General features: G+C 38.0%; 31 protein-coding genes. 7 read left to right on the top strand and 24 right to left on the bottom strand.

Features of this window, described 5'->3' with window-relative positions; translation table 11 throughout:
- Positions 1-33: 33 nt before the first annotated feature.
- The 24 genes from L4F93_RS11495 to L4F93_RS11380 all read right to left on the bottom strand — a co-directional run bounded on the left by L4F93_RS11495 (position 34) and on the right by L4F93_RS11380 (position 15,426).
- Positions 34-621, bottom strand: a complete 588-nt coding sequence (locus tag L4F93_RS11495; RefSeq protein WP_250350368.1) for a hypothetical protein — start codon at positions 619-621, stop codon at positions 34-36.
- The gene (locus L4F93_RS11490) at positions 605-931 is read right to left on the bottom strand and encodes a DUF6378 domain-containing protein (RefSeq protein ID WP_250350367.1); all 327 of its coding nucleotides are present in this window, start codon (positions 929-931) and stop codon (positions 605-607) included. Before L4F93_RS11490 ends, L4F93_RS11495 begins: the two co-directional genes overlap by 17 nt.
- A gap of 81 nt (positions 932-1,012) precedes the next feature.
- Entirely contained in the window at positions 1,013-1,624 is a 612-nt protein-coding gene (locus L4F93_RS11485) for a YqaJ viral recombinase family protein (protein WP_250350366.1), read from the bottom strand.
- Complete coding sequence (gene bet, locus L4F93_RS11480; protein ID WP_250350365.1) at positions 1,621-2,409, bottom strand: phage recombination protein Bet; 789 nt, start codon at positions 2,407-2,409, stop codon at positions 1,621-1,623. The genes L4F93_RS11485 and bet overlap by 4 nt, the downstream gene beginning before the upstream one ends.
- 1 nt (position 2,410) lies before the next feature.
- Positions 2,411-2,533: a hypothetical protein gene (locus tag L4F93_RS12420; protein WP_265748262.1), complete on the bottom strand. Its 123-nt coding sequence runs from the start codon at positions 2,531-2,533 to the stop codon at positions 2,411-2,413.
- Positions 2,534-2,619: 86 nt separating this feature from the next.
- A complete protein-coding gene (locus L4F93_RS11475; RefSeq protein ID WP_250350364.1) occupies positions 2,620-3,246 on the bottom strand; it encodes a KilA-N domain-containing protein in 627 nt (208 codons plus the stop codon).
- A gap of 633 nt (positions 3,247-3,879) precedes the next feature.
- On the bottom strand, positions 3,880-4,905 hold the full coding sequence (locus L4F93_RS11465; protein WP_250350363.1) for a hypothetical protein: 1,026 nt from the start codon (positions 4,903-4,905) through the stop codon (positions 3,880-3,882).
- Positions 4,906-5,018: 113 nt separating this feature from the next.
- On the bottom strand, positions 5,019-5,345 hold the full coding sequence (locus L4F93_RS11460; protein WP_194752223.1) for a hypothetical protein: 327 nt from the start codon (positions 5,343-5,345) through the stop codon (positions 5,019-5,021).
- Positions 5,335-5,703 carry a hypothetical protein gene (locus L4F93_RS11455; protein WP_250350362.1) on the bottom strand — a complete coding sequence of 123 codons (369 nt, stop codon included), beginning with the start codon at positions 5,701-5,703 and terminating at the stop codon, positions 5,335-5,337. The genes L4F93_RS11460 and L4F93_RS11455 overlap by 11 nt, the downstream gene beginning before the upstream one ends.
- 94 nt (positions 5,704-5,797) lie before the next feature.
- The gene (locus L4F93_RS11450) at positions 5,798-6,754 is read right to left on the bottom strand and encodes a hypothetical protein (RefSeq protein ID WP_250350361.1); all 957 of its coding nucleotides are present in this window, start codon (positions 6,752-6,754) and stop codon (positions 5,798-5,800) included.
- Positions 6,755-6,925, bottom strand: a complete 171-nt coding sequence (locus L4F93_RS11445; RefSeq protein WP_250350360.1) for a hypothetical protein — start codon at positions 6,923-6,925, stop codon at positions 6,755-6,757. It lies immediately after the preceding gene.
- A gap of 9 nt (positions 6,926-6,934) precedes the next feature.
- Positions 6,935-7,156, bottom strand: coding sequence for a hypothetical protein (locus L4F93_RS11440; protein WP_250350359.1), 222 nt, complete (start codon positions 7,154-7,156; stop codon positions 6,935-6,937).
- Positions 7,149-7,421 carry a hypothetical protein gene (locus L4F93_RS11435; RefSeq protein WP_250350358.1) on the bottom strand — a complete coding sequence of 91 codons (273 nt, stop codon included), beginning with the start codon at positions 7,419-7,421 and terminating at the stop codon, positions 7,149-7,151. The genes L4F93_RS11440 and L4F93_RS11435 overlap by 8 nt, the downstream gene beginning before the upstream one ends.
- Positions 7,422-7,513: 92 nt before the next feature.
- The gene (locus tag L4F93_RS11430; protein WP_250350357.1) at positions 7,514-8,152 is read right to left on the bottom strand and encodes a BRO-N domain-containing protein; all 639 of its coding nucleotides are present in this window, start codon (positions 8,150-8,152) and stop codon (positions 7,514-7,516) included.
- Positions 8,153-8,473: 321 nt separating this feature from the next.
- A complete protein-coding gene (locus L4F93_RS11425) occupies positions 8,474-8,851 on the bottom strand; it encodes a hypothetical protein (RefSeq protein ID WP_250350356.1) in 378 nt (125 codons plus the stop codon).
- The gene (locus tag L4F93_RS11420) at positions 8,848-9,285 is read right to left on the bottom strand and encodes a Panacea domain-containing protein (protein ID WP_250350355.1); all 438 of its coding nucleotides are present in this window, start codon (positions 9,283-9,285) and stop codon (positions 8,848-8,850) included. The genes L4F93_RS11425 and L4F93_RS11420 overlap by 4 nt, the downstream gene beginning before the upstream one ends.
- Positions 9,286-9,424: 139 nt before the next feature.
- The gene (locus L4F93_RS11415; RefSeq protein WP_250350354.1) at positions 9,425-10,111 is read right to left on the bottom strand and encodes a hypothetical protein; all 687 of its coding nucleotides are present in this window, start codon (positions 10,109-10,111) and stop codon (positions 9,425-9,427) included.
- Positions 10,111-11,076 (bottom strand): tyrosine-type recombinase/integrase, encoded by a 966-nt coding sequence (locus tag L4F93_RS11410; RefSeq protein ID WP_250350353.1) that lies wholly within the window; start codon positions 11,074-11,076, stop codon positions 10,111-10,113. Before L4F93_RS11410 ends, L4F93_RS11415 begins: the two co-directional genes overlap by 1 nt.
- Before the next feature lie 438 nt (positions 11,077-11,514).
- Entirely contained in the window at positions 11,515-11,982 is a 468-nt protein-coding gene (locus tag L4F93_RS11405) for a hypothetical protein (protein WP_250350352.1), read from the bottom strand.
- Positions 11,983-11,993: 11 nt separating this feature from the next.
- Positions 11,994-12,311: a hypothetical protein gene (locus L4F93_RS11400; protein WP_250350351.1), complete on the bottom strand. Its 318-nt coding sequence runs from the start codon at positions 12,309-12,311 to the stop codon at positions 11,994-11,996.
- Between the two features lie 278 nt (positions 12,312-12,589).
- Positions 12,590-12,862: a hypothetical protein gene (locus tag L4F93_RS11395; protein WP_250350350.1), complete on the bottom strand. Its 273-nt coding sequence runs from the start codon at positions 12,860-12,862 to the stop codon at positions 12,590-12,592.
- Positions 12,863-13,246: 384 nt separating this feature from the next.
- A complete protein-coding gene (locus L4F93_RS11390; RefSeq protein ID WP_250350349.1) occupies positions 13,247-13,777 on the bottom strand; it encodes a hypothetical protein in 531 nt (176 codons plus the stop codon).
- A 2-nt stretch (positions 13,778-13,779) separates the two neighbouring features.
- On the bottom strand, positions 13,780-14,721 hold the full coding sequence (locus L4F93_RS11385; protein ID WP_250350348.1) for a hypothetical protein: 942 nt from the start codon (positions 14,719-14,721) through the stop codon (positions 13,780-13,782).
- 24 nt (positions 14,722-14,745) lie between these two features.
- Positions 14,746-15,426, bottom strand: a complete 681-nt coding sequence (locus tag L4F93_RS11380; protein ID WP_250350347.1) for an XRE family transcriptional regulator — start codon at positions 15,424-15,426, stop codon at positions 14,746-14,748.
- Between the two features lie 117 nt (positions 15,427-15,543).
- On the opposite strand from L4F93_RS11380, the gene L4F93_RS11375 reads away from it, so the two are divergent.
- Genes L4F93_RS11375 through L4F93_RS11345 form a run of 7 tightly spaced genes read left to right on the top strand, consistent with a single transcriptional unit; the run spans position 15,544 to position 18,713 of the window.
- Positions 15,544-15,744, top strand: coding sequence for a transcriptional regulator (locus tag L4F93_RS11375; RefSeq protein ID WP_250350346.1), 201 nt, complete (start codon positions 15,544-15,546; stop codon positions 15,742-15,744).
- A gap of 48 nt (positions 15,745-15,792) precedes the next feature.
- A complete protein-coding gene (locus tag L4F93_RS11370; protein WP_250350345.1) occupies positions 15,793-16,254 on the top strand; it encodes a phage regulatory CII family protein in 462 nt (153 codons plus the stop codon).
- Between the two features lie 28 nt (positions 16,255-16,282).
- Positions 16,283-16,537, top strand: a complete 255-nt coding sequence (locus tag L4F93_RS11365) for a helix-turn-helix domain-containing protein (RefSeq protein WP_250350344.1) — start codon at positions 16,283-16,285, stop codon at positions 16,535-16,537.
- Positions 16,534-17,397: a replication protein gene (locus L4F93_RS11360; RefSeq protein ID WP_250350343.1), complete on the top strand. Its 864-nt coding sequence runs from the start codon at positions 16,534-16,536 to the stop codon at positions 17,395-17,397. The genes L4F93_RS11365 and L4F93_RS11360 overlap by 4 nt, the downstream gene beginning before the upstream one ends.
- Positions 17,394-18,083, top strand: a complete 690-nt coding sequence (locus tag L4F93_RS11355) for a replication protein P (RefSeq protein WP_250350342.1) — start codon at positions 17,394-17,396, stop codon at positions 18,081-18,083. The genes L4F93_RS11360 and L4F93_RS11355 overlap by 4 nt, the downstream gene beginning before the upstream one ends.
- Complete coding sequence (locus L4F93_RS11350; protein ID WP_250350341.1) at positions 18,080-18,298, top strand: hypothetical protein; 219 nt, start codon at positions 18,080-18,082, stop codon at positions 18,296-18,298. Before L4F93_RS11355 ends, L4F93_RS11350 begins: the two co-directional genes overlap by 4 nt.
- Entirely contained in the window at positions 18,288-18,713 is a 426-nt protein-coding gene (locus L4F93_RS11345) for a recombination protein NinB (protein ID WP_250350340.1), read from the top strand. Before L4F93_RS11350 ends, L4F93_RS11345 begins: the two co-directional genes overlap by 11 nt.
- The last annotated feature ends 100 nt before the right edge of the window (positions 18,714-18,813 follow it).

Here is an 18,813-nt window from a genome sequence, read left to right as displayed (position 1 = left end):
ATCATTGTCCATATTTTCTCCAATAAAAAACCGCTATTTAGCGGTTTCATCCTTTTCAGCAACAAGTTCTAAATCTTCCCATTTAATAACCCAACCACCATTGCGACTTGAGTTACCCTCTTGCTCCCATCGTTTATTCTGTGCCATTTGCTCTTCGGTCAATACGCAAATCTTACCCAATGGCAAATAGCGATTGTCTTTGTCTGCTTGCACTTCGCCGATTTCTCCACGCCATTTCACCCGTGAGCCAACAGGGAAAGGTAATGTATAGCCGTTTTGTGCTATCCATTCCGCTTGTATTTTTTCTTCGTGTCTGCGTGCATCATATTCTAAAGATTTATGAACAAATTCTTGTGCTTCTTGAAAGCTCCAGTTTTCGTATTTAATTAATCGTTCTGCTGCTTCTCCATCATCACCTTGCCAATGTTCAAGGATATTCTGGTATAAAACAAATTCTGTAATACCTAACGTTTCATCGCCGAATTCTTTTTCTTCTGCAACTGCTTCTGCAAATTCTTCAGCATAATTTTCCTTAACCCACTCTTGTAAAAACAGCTCAAAGTCATCGCCGTTAAGCGTGGGTCTTGAGATTTCTGGTATCCATTTATTGTTGGTTAGCATTTTTCTCTCCTGTTTTTATATAATCCACAACCGGCATAGTTAATGTTGCTTGCTGTGGCTCAAATTGTTTGCTAAGTGCCAATGAGGCATAGCCGATAATATCTTCCCAGTGGTCGGGGAAACTTTCATTGCCATTACAAATTCGAGTGATTTTTGCTTGTATCATTGTCATTGCGTAAGCCGCCACTTTATTTCGTTCAAACAGCTGACTATCAATAATTGGCTTCATCAGGTGATAAAAAGTTTCTGCCCCGCTGGTGAAATCACCGTGCGTTTTTTCTCTTTCATTGAGTAGTTCATTTGTGTTCATTTTTACCTCGTAAAAAAGCCCTCAACTGAGGGCGCTTATCTAAAAAATTGTCTAGATTTTGTCTAGGGTTGTCTAAATTTTTTAATTTTTCAGTGCATTGAGTGTTTTAATAAACGGTGGTATGTGTTCATTAAACGCCTTCATCAATATTTCATCACGTTGCGCCGTGTAAAGATAAAAAGGCTGTTTTTGATATTCGGGGCAATAACTGACAAAATCCCACGTTTCATATCCCGTCACCCATAAAGCAGATTGCACTTGAATAACGTACTCATTCGGCACGCCACCTTCGAGCAAATATTTGATATGGGTTTTCATTTTCGGGCATTTGATTTCTAACCCTTTTTTAAGTGAGGGGATAAGTCCATCGGGGCTAATCATTAAGTCTTTGTTGGTATTAAGATACACACCGCCAACCTGTACGACATCATTGCCAGTTTCAAATTCATACGCCATTCGCGCGAGTGGTTCAAGCTGATTGCCGCGTTCCATTTCTGCAGTTTTTACGCCTTCTTTTATGCCTTCAATGCTTTCGGCGACAAGTTCAGCGAGATAACTCAACCAGCTAGCAGACTTTTGCCCACTATTTGACACAATATTTTTAATACCTGTGCCGGTGGGAATGCCTAGCCGTGCGGCTAGCCATTCTTCTGAACCTTGCTCACAATCAAGTGTGATTAGGTCATCTATCATAGTGGAATTCCTTCATCTATGTTGTCTGCTTGATTTTGTGCATTTTGTTTATCAAGTGTGAGGTTGAGTTTTTTCAATATACGCTCTGCACGCTCTGCCGTTATCAGCTCTAATTCATTTACGCCAGCTGATGCCAATACTTTTTCAAGCGGTGTGCCAGTGAGTTCAATCAACTGACGAATTTCTTCCACTTTTTCAGGTGTGGCGTGAATAATCGTTGTCGCAGTGGTGTCAATGACCGTTGGTTTTGGCGTTACATTTAACGGTTCTTTTTGATTTTCTACAATGCGTTCGGCTTCGTCTTGGTCGTAAATACCTGTAAAGCCAAAAGCTAACCTTGCGCATTGGATCATTGCTTTATGGCGTAACATTCTTTTTGGGTGTGATTTCCACGGTTGCGTGTTGCGGCTACATTCGCTCATATATTCCGTAACTGTCGTTGGGCGAGTGCGGTCTTTACGGTAGATATTACAGGTGCAACTGTTATCGTCATTAAAGGTAAATTCAATACCGTCAAATTGTGGGTGGTCGTTCATAATGCGAGACCAACCATCCACGCCGACAATCGGCACGATGCCTCCGTTATTTGGGAAGGCGTAGATTTCATTTGTCCAAGGGTTTAAGCCGTGTTGGTTAGCAACAACCAGTAGGGCGGTCATTTGGTCGGGGCTTACATTTTGCCCACGAAAGGCAGTTGCCATTAGGGTTTGTGGTAGATTTTCGCTACTGCCCATTTCAAAGCGTTCAGCGAGTTTATTTGTTAATGTTTGAAGTGCTGTTGTCATATTATTTTCCTTTGTTTGCGATTAAATCTGTTGTTGTTCCGCAATAATACCCGTCGCAGTCTGAGCCTAAATCAAGTTCATACGCACACCACAACAAGCCGATAATGATTAAAATTCTGAACATAATTTCACCTTTTTACTGAATTCAGGTTGAACAAAACCGCCACACGGTTTTCTTGGGGAAAAGTGCGGTCGGTTTCGCTTGAGTTTTTAGAAGTTAGCTAATCGTTTTGGCTGTGGTTGTTCGTCAAGTAGGCTTAGCATTCCTTTGATGAACATAATGCGTTCACTTTTGGCGTGGACGTATCGTTTTGCTTTTTCTAGGGCTTGCTCAGTTGGGTGGTTAAGGTTGTATAAATAATGCCCACCAATGGTTTTATCAATTTCTTTTGCAAAGTATGGGTGTTGCTTACGGATTTTTTCGCCCATTTCGAACGCCCCACGAAGCGAGTGATATAGGTTAGCAATTATGCGGATTGCTTCTTCGTCTGCGTCCACTTCGGCAAGGGGCAAGTTTTGTTGTTTCACTTCACTTTTGTGCATTGCCATAAATGCACGAATAACTTTTAAGTGGAAAGCAGCACTGATCCAAGCAGCGTAAGCGATAACGAGTTCTTCACAGGCGTAAGACCCTAAACCATTTTTAACAACTAAAATAGTATTGCGTGGTTGGTTTTCATTCTCCATTTCTGCAATGAGTTCTTTAGTTGTTTCTAGTCGAATGAATAAAGCTGGACGATGTTTGTTTTCACCACCACTAGCAATATGAAGATCGTTTAATGAATATAGATTTCCGTTTTCACGAATTTGATTTGATAAGATTTGTAAGTTTGACATTTTATGCCTCTGAACGAATTTAAGTTAAAATTATTCCGAACAATAAGTGGGTGATCGGGGTTCAACTTACCGCGTTCAGACGGCGGAGCTTATTCAGATGTATTGTATATCGCTCTCTCGCCCCGATCGTATTGAATTTCTAGCTATACAGATCTGTATAGGTATATTTTAGGCATAAAAAAACCGCTATGCTATCGGGGGCGGAAAACCGCTGAACGTTGTAAGTCCGGTTATCTTAATACGATATAAGGCGGTTTGTCAATATTAGACTATTAAATAGGCTTGGTCGATGTTTAGGTAATTCGCCACTTGCTTTGTGTAGATCATTTAAAGAATAAAGAGTATCTAAAGTGCGGATAGAATTATTTAAGATTTGTAAATTTGACATATTTTGTACCTTACGTTTTTAGTTAATGCCACTTAGTAGGTGGCGGGCTTCAACTACCAAACGTAAGATCGGCGGAGCTTATTTCCCGAAGGTATTTTATTAGGCTCTCTCGACCCGCCATAGTTTTAGGGCATTTCCTAAATTTTAGGTACAAAAAAACCGCTTATTAGCAGGTGCGGATAACCGCTTACGTTTTGATAGTGCGGTTATCTTAATCCCTGTTAGCGGTTTTTGTCAATTATATTTTATTCTTCAGTTGCTATTGCAGAGAATGTGGCTTGTTCAATTTTTCCAGAACGGCGTTTGATCATTCCGCTTAACTTAATTGTATTGATGTCTTTAACACGGTCGATAATTTCATTTACACCCTCATCGCCTAACATATCGGCATCAATGTTAGCACTAAAAGTTTCGCCTTGTAAGGTGCGAGCAAAAATGGTGATTTTACCTTCTTGACGTTTAACACCATCAATGTATAAATCAAGTGTATCAGGTTTGGTTGTCGCTTTTTCCTGTGCATTTAAGTCATTCACGATTTTTTGTAGTTGTGGCTGTTCCAGTTTGATTTCTGTATTGTTGCCTTGTGAAATAGTGACTTTTTCTGCATCGCTTACAGCACGAGCCATTTCACTATAGGCTTTTTCTGAATGTTCTTCTATGCTTTGTATTGATTGTTTAAAACGAGAATTGTTACTTTCATTTGCTACGGCTTGAATTGTAAGAAAGGCTTGTTTTAACACTTCACTTTCGCTTTTTTGCTCAGTTTGATTTTCCATTGCTCGAATTTGTGCAAGCTGAATTTCTTTTTGGTTGTCTAACCATTTGTAAGCTACCACTGCACCGCTAACAGTTAATGCAAATGCGGTGCAAGTTAATACTTTTTGTCCACCTGTCATACCATTTGTTACCTCTTTAAAGAATTTCCGTATTGCGTTAAACATATCTGTTAAATCTGCAATGATTTCGGTGCAGCCTTCGTTTACAGTAAATGTGATTTCTAGTGCATCTTTTTCTTCTTGTGTTAGCAAGGTGATGTGTGGTTTGCCTGTTTTAAATTCAGCATAAGCACGCCATACTTCATTTTGGAACTCGCAAATACCTTTGCAGATAGCATAATTGATACTACCATTATAACGCAGAGGATCACCTTGAATTTTAATTTTCACTTGTCTTAAAAAATCAAATTCAACCTTTTCAAATTCAATTTTTTCATTGGGTTTTAGGGTTTGAACGAAGTGTAATAATTCTTCTGCATTTTCAATTTTCCACATAAATATTCCTTAAATTCAGATACAAAAAAAGCCGTCTAAAACGGCTTGGAATTAAGGTTATCTTAATCCGAAGTTTGGGCGGTGTCAAATAAAAAAGCCTAGAATGTCTAGACTTATTCAATATTACCAGTTTCTGGGAAGCTCTCTGGTTTTTTAGTCCAATTTGAATGCATCCATTCAAATTTTTTCTTTTGTCCAAATGCTGACCAACCATTGGAGTCAGAAGCATTGATGACAACGATAGTCCCTTTATTTACCAATTTTTTTACTTCATCTCGTATGGTATCTGTTGTTGTATTTTCTTTAGATGTTGACAACAGCCAAACATTACTAATCCAATGCCAATAACCATATTTATTTTTGAAGTATTTGGTAATTTTATCTCTTTCAGTTACAGAAAAATTATCATCAACTATAACTATAAATTTTTTAGACATCATCACCATCCTTAACTACGCTTTCGGAATCAATGATTCTGGCCTGAACAACGCTTATTAGCCCATTGTTAGTATCTCCCAATTGACCTTTTTCAATTGCTAATTTTGATAGTGTATATGTTTCAGAACGCAGATAATCAGGATTATTTATTGCAAAATACCAAAACGCACCAATAATAGCTGCTATTTCAATACCTAAGATAACAAGTAAAAAATACATTACAAACTCTTTTTCACCCCAGATACCATAGGTAATTGTTGAGCCAAGTGTAAGAAAGAATAGCCATAATAAACTGACAATAACATTCGATCTCGCATTCATTCCCTCAACATTACTGAACCTAGCAAATAATTGATTCACAAAATTTCTCCATAATTGAGCTAATTTTATCAAATAGTCTAGCATAACACTTCTCATTTTTTCTATTACAATTTTTTGTATTGATATGTACTACTTAATTACTTCCCTTAACAATCGTTGCCGTAATTCCGAGTGCTTTGACTGGGGCAAAATAGTCTCTTAATTGTTCAATGGTGCCGATAAATGGGATTTCTTGGGCTGAGATTTTAAGAATAAATTGCGTTGCCGCAGGTAGCGTTTCTTGCGTTGGTGTTTGCGGTTCAATATGCGCCGTGTTTTCATTGGTTTCTATTTTCTCGTTGGTTTGTGATGCGTTAAGGTTGGCTTCCGCTTCTGCACGTGCTTTTGCTTCTTGCTCTGCTTTCGCTTTTATTTCGGCTTCACGTTTTTCTTCATCGGCAATGCGTGCTTGAATGATAGGTTCAAGTTCGTCATCACCAGTAATCAGATTGAGCCAATCCTTAAAGAGATACTCATAAGAGATTGGAATTAGCTTGCGACGTGCGGAAAGTCGAGCAGCTTCTGTTGCAATTTCTGCCGCAATAAGGGTTTCTTCGGCATTCACAGCTTTCGTGAGAGTGGCAAGGGTGCTACGGCGTTTAGTGGCTTCTTCTAAGCGTTTTTTGATAGTAGCTTTTGGAATAACCTGTTCAAGGGCAATACACACATCGCTTTCAAAACCTGATTTGACCGCTGAAATTCGCTCAAAAGCCCCATTGACAATGTTTGTTTTAATCTCTGCTTCTTTGGTTTTCACTAATTTTTCACGCTCTAAACGAGCTTGGCGGAAGCGTTCGGCAATGTCTTGGGCTTGCTCAAGCAATTTGTTAATATCACCTTGCTGTGCATTTTTAATTGCTTCACGTGTTTTATCTTCTAGCTCCTTTAGTAACTTAACCTCTTCTTTAGCACGACCGAAGTCATCATCCGTTTCAAAGGTTTGTGTGAGCGTTGATAAAAACTGCTCAGCTTGTTTTTCAAAGTCGGTAATATTGCAAGCAAGCACTTTGCTTTCTGTGCTAATAATTAACTCAAATTTTTGGTTTTCCATTTATCCTCTCCCATAACAGTTATTTTTCCAATAATCGCAATCATCATCGCAAGGCTCGAAGTTATCGCTATCATCAGGCTCTATTTCATCTTCGCCTTGTTGACTAAATTGCTCGTAGTAGTCTTGGTCGCTGTCGCATTGCCAAGCACTTAAAAATCTGCGGCGCTTCATTGTGTTGCCTCATAATTTTGTAAAGTTGTCTTCGAAAAAGAGCGTAACCCCTCGCTGTTTACACGTTTTTATTTTCTCTTTAAACTCAGATGTTTCTTTTGCCATTTGGGGCGAATGGCAAACAGGCGTGCGATAAATATTTAAATTTGTTTTGAGATTGGCGATGTAGCCACGAAAGCCACCGTCATTAGCATAAATGCCGACTTCATAAGCGAGGTTAGTGTTACTCATTGATTTTCTCCTGCAAAAGTGCGGTGTAATTTTGGAGATATTTTTCAGTCTCAGGTGTCAAATTAGGTTGTAAATCACCGTGTTCTTGTTGCCATTCAAGATTTGCTTGGCGTTGCATTTCGATGATTTCATCAGGTGTAAAACCTTGCGAAAGGTAGTGTTCTTGCAAATCTGTTGCGAACGCTGGGCGAAAACAACCAAGTGTAAGAAGTGCGACAATGAAGAATGAAATTGTTATCGCTGTGGCTTTGATTAAGTCTTCCATTTTTGTTTCCTTTTTAGTCAATTTACTGAAGTTAGGGTGTAGAAAACCGCCACACGGTTCAAAGTGAAGTGCGGTCGGTTTTGGTTAGGTTTTTAGAAGTTAGTTAATCGTTTTGGCTGTGGTTGCTCGTCAAGTAGGCTTAGCATACCTTTGATGAACATAATGCGTTCGCTTTTGGCGTGGACGTATCGCTTCGCTTTTTCTAGGGCTTGCTCAGTTGGGTGGTTAAGGTTGTATAAATAATGCCCACCAATGGTTTTATCAATTTCTTTTGCAAAGTATGGGTGTTGCTTACGGATTTTTTCGCCCATTTCGAACGCCCCACGAAGCGAGTGATACAGGTTAGCAATAATGCGGATTGCTTCTTCGTCTGCGTCCACTTCGGCAAGGGGCAAGTTTTGTTGTTGAGGTTGTTGTGTTTCTCTATCAAGAATATCCAATACCCAACGGCGAAAGTTTTTGGCGACTTTGGTATGCGAAAGCATTCCGATTAGGTGGCAACCACGTAAACTGAAAATTCTCACTTTTTGCATACCGCCGTTGGTTTGCATTTCGATAAGTGCGGTCATATTTGGGGTAAATTCGTCGGCGTGGCGATTATATAGATTTTTTACTCCAATATCGCCATTAGAATAACCTAGGGCTTTAGCAATATCCAAAGTGGTAAAGAAAATTTGATTTTGTTGATTGATAACCGAAAGGGTTGTTGTTCGAAAAGTTAATGTAGTCATAATTTCGTCCTCTGTACAAGTCTGTTAAACTCATCACAAGCAACGCCAATTACTGGTGATGAACTGATCAAGGTTGGCGTACCGCGTACAGAGTAACGGCGGATCTTTCGATCCCCTCAATCAGCTCATCATTGACTACTTTTTAAAAGGGGGTCTCAAATTGAGTTACCCTTCATAGAAGTTTGATTTTCTGATTTTTGGCTATAAAAAAAGCCGCATTGAGCGACTATTCTTTTTCACCGCTCTGTACACTCAGGACGCCAATCCCGACTTTCGTTTGAAAGTAGCTATATCTTAAATCAAAGGACGGTGGCTTGTCAATTAAGATTTATGCAAAAATAGACCTTTAATTACAGCGTGAAATGCCACTAAAATATTTACAGTACACGCAGTGGTAATTATGCCAAACATTTTTATGTCCATTATTTTATCTTTTTCCGGTACAATGACATACAGAAAAACGAGTAAAGCCCACCCACATAGTGTTTTTTTAGCGAACTTATAAGCTTTGTTTGCATATTCTTTCCGCATTTCTCGATTATCTTGGCTTTTCCTATAAGACTCTTCTAATTGAAGGTTCTTTACCTCTAACTCCTTAATTTTTGCTTTTCTATAATCTTCATTGTAATCAAGATCAATTCCTCTTTCTAAACTTGCATCGGGAACCGGTGTCCCTAAATTATTACTAATTTCCATCATAAACGACCATTTATCAAATCAGCAGGATCTATATAAAGACAATTTTGGTTTATACTCCAAGCTGTCCCAGGCTCATGTGTCATGGCTGATAATTGAGGACCTGTATAAGATCCATAAACCTCAATGATTTTATCAATAAATGATAGTATATTCTGATCTTGTATTAAAGGTGAATTTCCAACCGCATCTGTTGCAAACCTAGTTATAATTCCTGCCCCAAAAGTTTTAAATTCTTGGTACAAATCAGGAATCACAGGACCATATTGCCAACGAGCAAATGCTTCATTGAATAGCAGCATCCCAAAAGTTTTCAGGTACCATGATTGAGCAAAAAACATTAACTTTTGCAGTTTCATTGGAGTTAATGCGGGAATTTTGCCTTCTTGTGCTTTCTGAATAAAGGCATTTGCCACTTGCATTGCTGAATAAGTCATAATACCGCCTTGAATAGATAAATTTTCTATATTGTGCCATAAGTTTCCTTTTCAGGGAATACTGTATATTTAAAAAGTCAATACTGTATTTATAAAAAAGCCCACAATAGTGGGCAAACGGAGTATGTCTACACGGGGTTTAACGTCTTCCGTGTGAGCGTGAATTATTGAGGGTAATTTTAGGGCTTTCTATATGCTTTATTTCGTCTTCTAGCCAAGTGTGGATATTAAACTCTTTTGCAAAATCTTCTGTATGTGGCAGTACATTAATATCTGAGAAAGTTAAATAATCATCTTTTGCATTAAAGATAAAATAAATTTGTTTTGTCGCACGTTCTAGTACATCACCGTGAATGACGATGGCATTCATTCCACGCATTGCAAGATTGTGCAATAAATACGGGATGACGTTATCTGCTTTTTCTTCACAAAGATAAAAATGCTGACTTGGCTTGTAGCTAAATGGGTTTTGTGAAGTCATATTCGCCCACCATTTTGAAATAATTAGCCCACCCGTGCCTGCAGTCGGATCATAACCAGAATAGCTTGAAGTAAATTGGGGTTGATGTGTTATTTTGCTAAGTATTGTTGCAAGTGAACTGGGTGTGTAATCTTGTCGAAAAGTCTTACGTTCGGCAGAATAAGTTTCAAAATAGTGCTTGAACGTATCTTCTGCATCGCCTAATTTATAGGGTTGTAATGCTTTATAAAAGGCTTCTCTTCTTTGCTTATGAAAAAGAATTTCAGTGAGATATTTTTCAAATTGAATATGTTGTTCAATGGGAATATCAGCACATCCAAAAAATTGTTCTTGGGTGATTGTCATTAAATACCTGCCATTACTGCGTTAATTTTTGATTGGGCTTTTTGTTCAGTTGCCCCCATTAAATGAGTGTAAACATCTTGCGTAATTGATGTTTTAGAATGTCCAAGTCTTTTAGATACCACTTGCATATCCACTTCATTTGCAATTAACAAACTTGCGTGTGTATGTCTTAAGCTATGGACTGAAATAGGATCAATCCCTGCACGTTTACAAGCGTATTTAAGTTGATCGTTGATTGTGGAATTGTAGATGGCTTTTGCGTTGCTAGTGGAATAGTACCAGTCAGCCCAGATCGATTTCCCCTGAGGTGCGTTTTCAATCAGATCTCTAAGAATATAAGCGGTTCTAAAATCTAATCTAACTAGTCGCACTGATGAAAGTGTTTTTGTTCTTGCAAAGTTGCTTGAATCTGCGTTTTTTATGACAGAAGATGCTTTGTAATCGTATGTTTTGTTAATGGAAACGGTAAGATTATCAAAGTCAAAATCTTCAGGTGTTAGCCCTAACCCCTCAGCAAATCGCATTCCTGTGGTGAGTAGAAGATAGATAAAGTGATCCCAGTTTAATTCTTTTCTATCAAGATTTAGGGCTTTGACCAATTTTTTTAGCTCATCTTCTTCGAGAAATTTTTTTCTTACGGGCGGTGGATTGCCTGTAATTTTGACTTTTGAAGTAAAATCTCGTAGCAGTAAGCCTTCATCTATTAATTCTCTTACGCAGGCTCTCAGTTGAATATTGAAATCCTTGACTGTTTGAATTGAATGCGTTTGAGCGTAGCGATTAATAAGCTGTTGATAACTAATTTTGTCGTAATCATTAATATCTTCAAGCTCTTCATATTTTTTCAAGCTTGTGAGGGTCATTTCATATTTTTTATAAGTAACAGGCTGAATTGATCCTTTTTTATAGGTGTTTATCCAATGTTCAAAGTAATTTGAAAAAGATGGATTTTCTAATTGTTGCATTGAGCTTCTCCTATTTCTCATTCAAAACCACACTCAGAGCTACGATGAAAAAAGACTAAAAACGAGTGGCTAAGAATGCGGTTTTGAATAAGTCTGCACGGTAATTTAATCACTTGCGTCCATCATTGATGGTATTACCAACCCCGACAATATGCTGTCGTTACGCAACACTCCCACGCTTGAAAGGCATATCTTTCAAGCCGTCTGCAAGCATTGCCGCTGGTGGGTTACTTGCTACCGTGTATAGACCGCTCATTTGCACAGTTTTTATGCAAACTTCTTTGTGCTAACCAATGATGTGCAGATTCATTGGCAATCTAGTCCCTATACCGACTTTCATGCGCGCAGGGCGGGCGTTTCTGCTTAATCCCTTTATGCGCTAGCTATTTCATCAAATTGACTGTGATTATTTATGCTTGCCACAGAGAGGTATGTGCGCTATGAATAACAACTTAATACCACGTTAGGAAAAACAACCATTTCATCAAGCAATTCTTTGATAGTCATTTCTACAGCAATGCTTGTTATATCTTCTCTTACGGGAAATTTTTGGTTTAAATCGACTGGACCATAAAGATTATCTTTTAAAATCTCTTTTTGTTCTTGTTCAGCAAAAAACTCCTCAACTATTTCTTGAATTGTCCGCCCTGCATAAATTTCGCTCTCTTCATAAATCCAAAACGCTTGTTGCATTTCTCTTATATCTTGGAGCGCTCCATCTATACAATCGATTAAATTGCCGTATCTGATTGTGTCAATAAGTCCGCCCTCACCAAAAACCATTTCATAAGTGCCTTGTGGACCATCATTATGTATTGTCGGTTTATAATGCTCTAAAAAACTAATACGCTTAGCTTGAGTAAGCAAGTGATCATATTCTGACTTGGAAATTGTTACTTGTTTCATTTTTACCTCACTTAAATCTTTATTAACTCCCGACACCCACGGCGAATTTTTTGCGTGGCTCGCATAGTATTTACGCCGATTTCACCTTTGTGATAGTTTGGTTTCGTGGCTTGATATTTAGTCATCACTTGTTCCAAGTTCACGGTTGAACGAACTTCGCTTAATGAAAGTGCGGTGGATATTCGGTGAGTTTTCCCCTGTTTGATTTTTTGCTGACGAGATTTCGCAAACATTCTTGCCAATCTGCCAGCCTTGCCCATTGAGCGAATTTCTGCCTTTTCGCAGTATTTCTTGCTAGCTGGGCTACGTTCAATGATGATATTCATCATTCACCTCCGTTGTTGTTATTTATTCAATGCCGCACTTGTCTAACGTTCATCTTGGCTCGGTATCACGGTTGATTCTTTGCTCTGCATTCCTCTCGGTTCTACTGCCTTGGTTCTCCGTAAATACGGCATTGAATAAATAAGCCTGTTTGCCTCAGCCCCACTGGCACAGACTTGCCAACCTTTCGGCTAATGTGGGTTGTTAAATTGTTAAAGAGCAAATTCGGTTAAAAAAACCTTTATTAAAACCTATTAGGGCTTGAATAAAGGCTCTTTTGAGCCTAGGCGGTAACCATATATAAGCTAGTGAAGTAGCGTTTTGTGCAAAGATCTGTATCTCCATTATTCACGCCTAGATTTAAGCAATTCATCGCCGCATAGATTTTATTTTTGGCTTCTGTTTTCATTTCATTTGCAACATCAGCAGGCAAAGTAACGGTTGCTGAAAGCTCCATACGCTCATTGATTTTTGCTACCACTTTCCAGCCTTGCGGTAATACTTTTTTCACTTCTGCCATAATTTCTTTTTTCATTTGTTGGTTGATGTAAGCCATTTTGTTTTTCCTCGTTGTTTCGTTTTGATGTGCTTATAATAAAACTTAAGTTTTAAGGTGTAAAGGTATAAATTGTAAAAAGTTTTAATTATTTGAAAACAAATGTTTTATATTGTTGATTTTTAAAGAAAAATAATTTTAAAAAATTTGTTTGATTGCTTGTTTTTTATACAAAAAGAAAGGTTGAAGGAGTGTTCTTCTGAAACCGTAGGGGAAAAATGAGCAGATAAAAGTCAACTGACAGCTATTACAGTTAACAAAATGGTTGCATTCAAGATAATGTTTTAGGTGATTTGCTTTGAGTTCAATGAGTTAGGAGCGGAAATTCAGTTTTTTCTAGGCGTGAATTAAAGATAATTAGTGTAGTTACGAGAGTGGTTTTGATTAAGCCTTTCTATTTATATTATCTTCAATCATAAAATACAATCCTAATAAGGTAACAAAAGCTAGATTATGTAATAGAAAGATATAGCCTAAACTCAAGTATTCTTTGATAGTGTTATCTAATAATTTAATGTTAGCTTGATTTATCTGTGCTAAACCGCCAAGCGCATAAATTAATAAGCTTATAAAAGAAAGATACCCAAATAGGTAAGTAAGAAAAAGACGTCTCGTGATTTGGCGATTGTTCCCTAACATTTTCACCGGACGACCTTTTAAAGGATCATCTAACCTCGGTAATGATGCAGTAGCAATGGCTGCGAGAGCAGCAATATAAAAGCCTGATAAAATTTGAGTAATATTATTAACAATGGAAATAAGTCCATTTTTACCTAGAATAGTGATGGGAGTTGGTAATAGGCTATTAATATAAACAAAAAATACTGAAAAAATTATAGGTAAAACTATGTCAAAAAAGACTTTTTCTATATGAAAAAGTCTTAAATAATTTAGTGGTGCGAATAATTTTTTCAAAATCATAGTTGATTTAACATTTTACGTATAAGTTCACTATGCCATTTATAATCACATACATTTATTGGTTTATCAAGTTGTACTTTTTTCTTCGCAATAAAAGGTGTTATTGAAATATCTTGGATGACTTCTTCGTCATTTAGGCTATCTTTAATCTGATAATCTGCACTTTGTTGACGATGCTCTTTCTCATGTGTAATCTTTAAACGACCATATCCTTCATTATGCGAGAACTGAGCTATATTAGCTAAATAATGTAATGGATTAGATAACATTGATGGTGGTTTAAAATCAAGACGATGCACTTCTTTGTACTCGATTTTAGTATCCTCATCATCTAAAGAAAATGATTGCCTTATTTCTTCACGAAAAGCAATAATTGATGTGATTTTACCCTCTTTAAGTTGAGTCTGGAAATCATTTTTAGCCAAAAATGTAATGTCAAATTTAGGCTGATGGATCTTATTTTTATCTTGTTGATCTTGAATTTTTAAATTACGTACTACATGATTTAAGTAACCTCGAATAGCACTTCGACTTAGTCCTTGCATATCCTCAAGTATTGCATTAAACCTGTTTGGATATTGAGGTGAATCTGACTTTAAATCAATAATAAAATGAGCACTGCAAGCAACACCTTCTCCTTGATTTTTCCGAATAATTCTAGATTTACCAGTAGTTAAATTGGCAAAAGCTGGATCGCTACCATCAAGGTTTGAGAATTGAAAAAATAGTATAAGATATTGTTCTTTATACAAACTAGCTTTTAATAAGCGATAAGCGAGATTACCTCGGTTTTTTTTATAGGTTATGAGACGATACTGCTTGAGTATTATATTAACAACCTCTGCCATTGGGATTTTAAAATTTTCATCATTTTTTGATTTTACATATACTTCACAGCCATATGTATAACGCTCATTTTCTTTAATTAGAATTGTCATTTGTTTATCCTGCTTAATCTAGAATTAACCGCCACGCCAGACTTTTTTACCTAAAATTCTGAAAGAATCAGTGTTTTCCATGCTTTCATCAATATCAATGGGTTCATAACCTTCGGCTGAACTAATTAATTGAATGCCTTTTTCGGTTCTAACAATACGTTTAATGAATAAGCGTTGTTTATAAGACACCGCGTAAATTTCCCCGTCTTCAATATCTATATCATCAGTATCAATAATTACAGTATCGCCGTTCTCTAAATCAGGAACCATACTTGAGCCTTTGACATACATTGCCTTGCAACTATCAGGGTTTATGTTATAGCGTCTAAACCAAGATTTTCTTAATAGCACAGGGTCTTCATCATTGATAAACCAAGCTAAATTACCTGTTCCTGCTGATAATTTAATATCGTACATATCTATTTTGATGTAGTTATCTAATTGTGATCCTTTTACATCATCTGAAATTGCAACATTATGTATTTCAACAGGATTTAATGCCATATCTCCATTGCCAGTTGCTAGCCATTCAGCGGAAACATTGAGAGCTTTTGCTAGTTTTAATAAATAACGTGGGTTGAGAGTTTTTCCATTAAGTATTTTACCGATGGCAGTTTGAGACACGCCAACATCTAGCCCTAGTTCTGCTTGGGTTTTACCAGACATTTTCATTGCGTGATCGAGTCGTTCACCAAGTGAGTTCATATTTTCCTCCAAATATTGCCATTCTAAAACTTTAGTTTTCAACAATCAAAAAACTTGCCTTTACATACAAAAACAATTGTTTTAATATGTTATAAAACAATTTAGAATATTATGCTTATGAATAAAACTATTTTAGAGATTATTACTATTGCTGGTAGTCAGCAGAAACTTGCTGATTTATGTGGTGTTTCTCAGATGACTATTAGCAAATGGTTAAACGGTGGCGGAATTAATGCTCGCTATATTCCCTTGCTTGCTCAGGCTAGCAAAGGGAAATTCACGCCAGAAGATATTCTTAACGAATTATCTGCAAACTAATTTACCAAACCCACTCAAAAAGTAACCATAAAAAAACGAGAAAATTTTATGAAAGACGAATCACCGTTTTTGTACATACAAAAAGCACTGCATACGCAGTTATCCCGTAGTAGGGAAATCTCAAATTTTGCTCCAGCAATGGGGAAAACAACAACTCAGCTAGCGAAAGAGCTAAAAACAGATTATGACCGCAACAAACTTGGTTTTGCTGATGCTGTTCATCTTATTGCTCTTACCGATTCAATAAACATCGTTGAAATGATTGCTCAGGCAGTGGGGCACACATTAATGCCTTGCCCGAAAGAATGTAACGGATCGCTAGATTTATTGCGTGAAGTCGTTGTGCTGTCTGAATCAGTGGGGAAATTATGCGGGGAAAGTGCGAATGCTTTATCCGATAACTCAGATTTAGGGCAAGAACTTTCGGCAAGAGAGCGTGAAAAGTTAACCGGATTGATAAATCAGCTACTTTCTCAGCTTGTTTGTTTGAAATGGGAATTGAAGCAATAAAAAACCACCGTTGGCGCGGTGGCTAGTTATGGAAACAAATACTATGGAAAATATTAATCCAAACGAAAAACAAAGTCAAAGCCAATGCAAAAAAATCTTGGCGTATTTAAAAACAGGCAAAAAAATCACCGCACTTGAGGCGTTAAATCGCTTTGGTTGTATGCGTCTTTCTGCTCGTATTTTAGATTTGCGTGAGCAGGGTTATGCCATCACTGATGAGATGATGAAAGATCCAAACTCAGGCAAGCGTTATAAGGCTTATTGGTTGGTGGAGGGGCTATGAATAAATTTATTCCGAATAGTTTCCAAATGCCAAATGCGATTGTTGATGATTTCTTAGCGTATCTTTCAGGTAATGCATTTAAATGCTATGCGTTAATTTCTCGGCAGACAACAGGTTGGCAAAAACAGTCCGATAGGATTTCTGTTAGTCAATTTATGATGAAATGTGGCATTAAAAATCGTAAAACAGCGATGAAGTGCTTGGAGGAATTAGAAGGAATTAATCTAATCTTTACATTCAAAAAATGTGGAGAAATCACCGAATTTTCACTCAATTTTAATCCTGAAGTACCTGAATGTGAACCAGTACCAAAAAATGGGACTAGTACCAATTTTTCTGCTGAACCAGTACCAAAAAATGGGACTAGTACCAATTTTTCTGCTGAACCAGTACCAAAAAATGGGACTAGTACCAGTACCAAAAATTGGGACACTACAAAACACAATATTAAAAACAATATTACAAATACTTCTTCGTCCGAAAAAAATTCGGACGGCGGTGTGGGCAAAAAATCTCGGTTTAAATTTTCTGATGATGATATGGCTGCCGCACAATGGATTTTTGGATTGATACTAAAACTTAACCCCAACGTCAAAGCACCGTCTTTCGACAGCTGGGCGAATGAAATCCGCCTGATGCGTGAACGTGATGGGCGAACGCATAGGGAAATTTGCGAACTGTTCCAGTGGGCAAACCAAGACTCGTTCTGGAAAGCCAATATTCTCAGCCCTGCCAAGCTGCGGGAGAAATGGGATCAGCTCACGGTGAAGAAAAATAACTCAAAACCACTGCGCAAAACAGTTTCCGAACTGAACGCGATTGAATGGAACACCGAAGAGGGATGGAGGGGAATGCTGTGATCAGACAAGTTAATCAGCAAACAATGCAAAGCGCAATCGGAATGCAAGCTAAATTGCCCGGTCAGCCACAGCAAAAATCGCAACGCTTGCCCAATGATATTGAAAAATTGGTTGATCAGATTTTTTCACAGTTATTCGCAGCCTGTCCAGCAATGCGTAGTCAATTTGACGAGGTACAGCTCCCCATTACCAAGCGCACTTGGGTTTTAGGCTTTGCGGAAAATAATATCCGCACCATTGAGCAAGTTCGTGCGGGAATGCGTAAAGTGCGGTCGAAACCTGATGATTATTTTCCGAGTGTAGGCAAATTTATTTCTTGGTGCAAACAAGACCGCTACGAAGCGTTAGGCTTGCCAAGCGAAGAGGAGCTTTACCAACGCCTAAAGAAATTTCAAGGCTACGGAATGTTGGAAATCCACGAATTTAAATTTGAAAGCGATGCAGAATATTGGCTGCTTACCGATTTGTATTGTAACAATCGAGAAGCCTCAGAAGAAAAACTGAGAAAAGCCGTGAGCAAAGCATTGAAAGCAATGGCAGCACGCTTGGAAGCGGGGGAAACTTTACCTAAACCACAAATCACCTTGCCAAAGAAACCGAGTTTTATTACACCTGAAAAACAGCGTGAAATTAATTTGAAAGGGGCAGCAGCGTGTAAACAGATTTTAAACGGAGCAAGGCAATGACTTCATATAAATGCCCAAAGTGCGGTGCAAAATTGGAAGATTTCCGTGAGGGCGATGAGTGGGGCTATTTTGCTGACGAGCCGTTCCGTTGCTCAGGGCATTTAATCCAGCCAGTGCCTTATCCGCACATTAGCCCTGATTGTGCGCTTAATCGCACAAAATCTTGTGGGTATTTTAGTTTTGAAGCGTTAGGGATTGAAAACGATGGAAACTAAACAACGCTTTTTCTTGCGTAATGCGCGCATACAGCAAAATGCGATTGGAGTAATACATTCCCTTACCCTTGATGATAAAAATCCCGTAGTGGTGGAAATAAAGCCCTTAACACGCACATTGGCACAGAATGCAAAACTGCACGCAATGCTAACGGATATTGCTAAGCAATGCACCTTTAACGGCAAGAAGCAAACGTTGGGCACGTGGAAAATGCTTTTTGTGAGCGGACATAACATTGCCACTGGTGAGCAAGCAGAGATGGCAATTGGGTTTGAAGGGGAAGTGGTGAATTTACGTGAAAGTACTGCAGAAATGGGCGTGAAGCGGTCAGCAAGTTTGATTGAGTATATTCAGGCTTGGGGCGTGAGTAACGGCGTAAGATTTAGCGATAGACAAGGGTTTTATGGGTATTAAAAACCGCTCAAAAGAGCGGTTCATTTAAGGGGCTATTTAACAAATTTATGTACAGCAATTGCCCAAACAACCATAACAAGAGCGAAAACGCCAAGTCCAA

Source organism: Avibacterium sp. 20-132 (assembly GCF_023611925.1).
Taxonomy (GTDB): domain Bacteria; phylum Pseudomonadota; class Gammaproteobacteria; order Enterobacterales; family Pasteurellaceae; genus Avibacterium.
The sequence above is the reverse complement of the archived record's forward strand: the minus strand, read 5'-3'. Positions and strand labels throughout refer to the sequence as shown.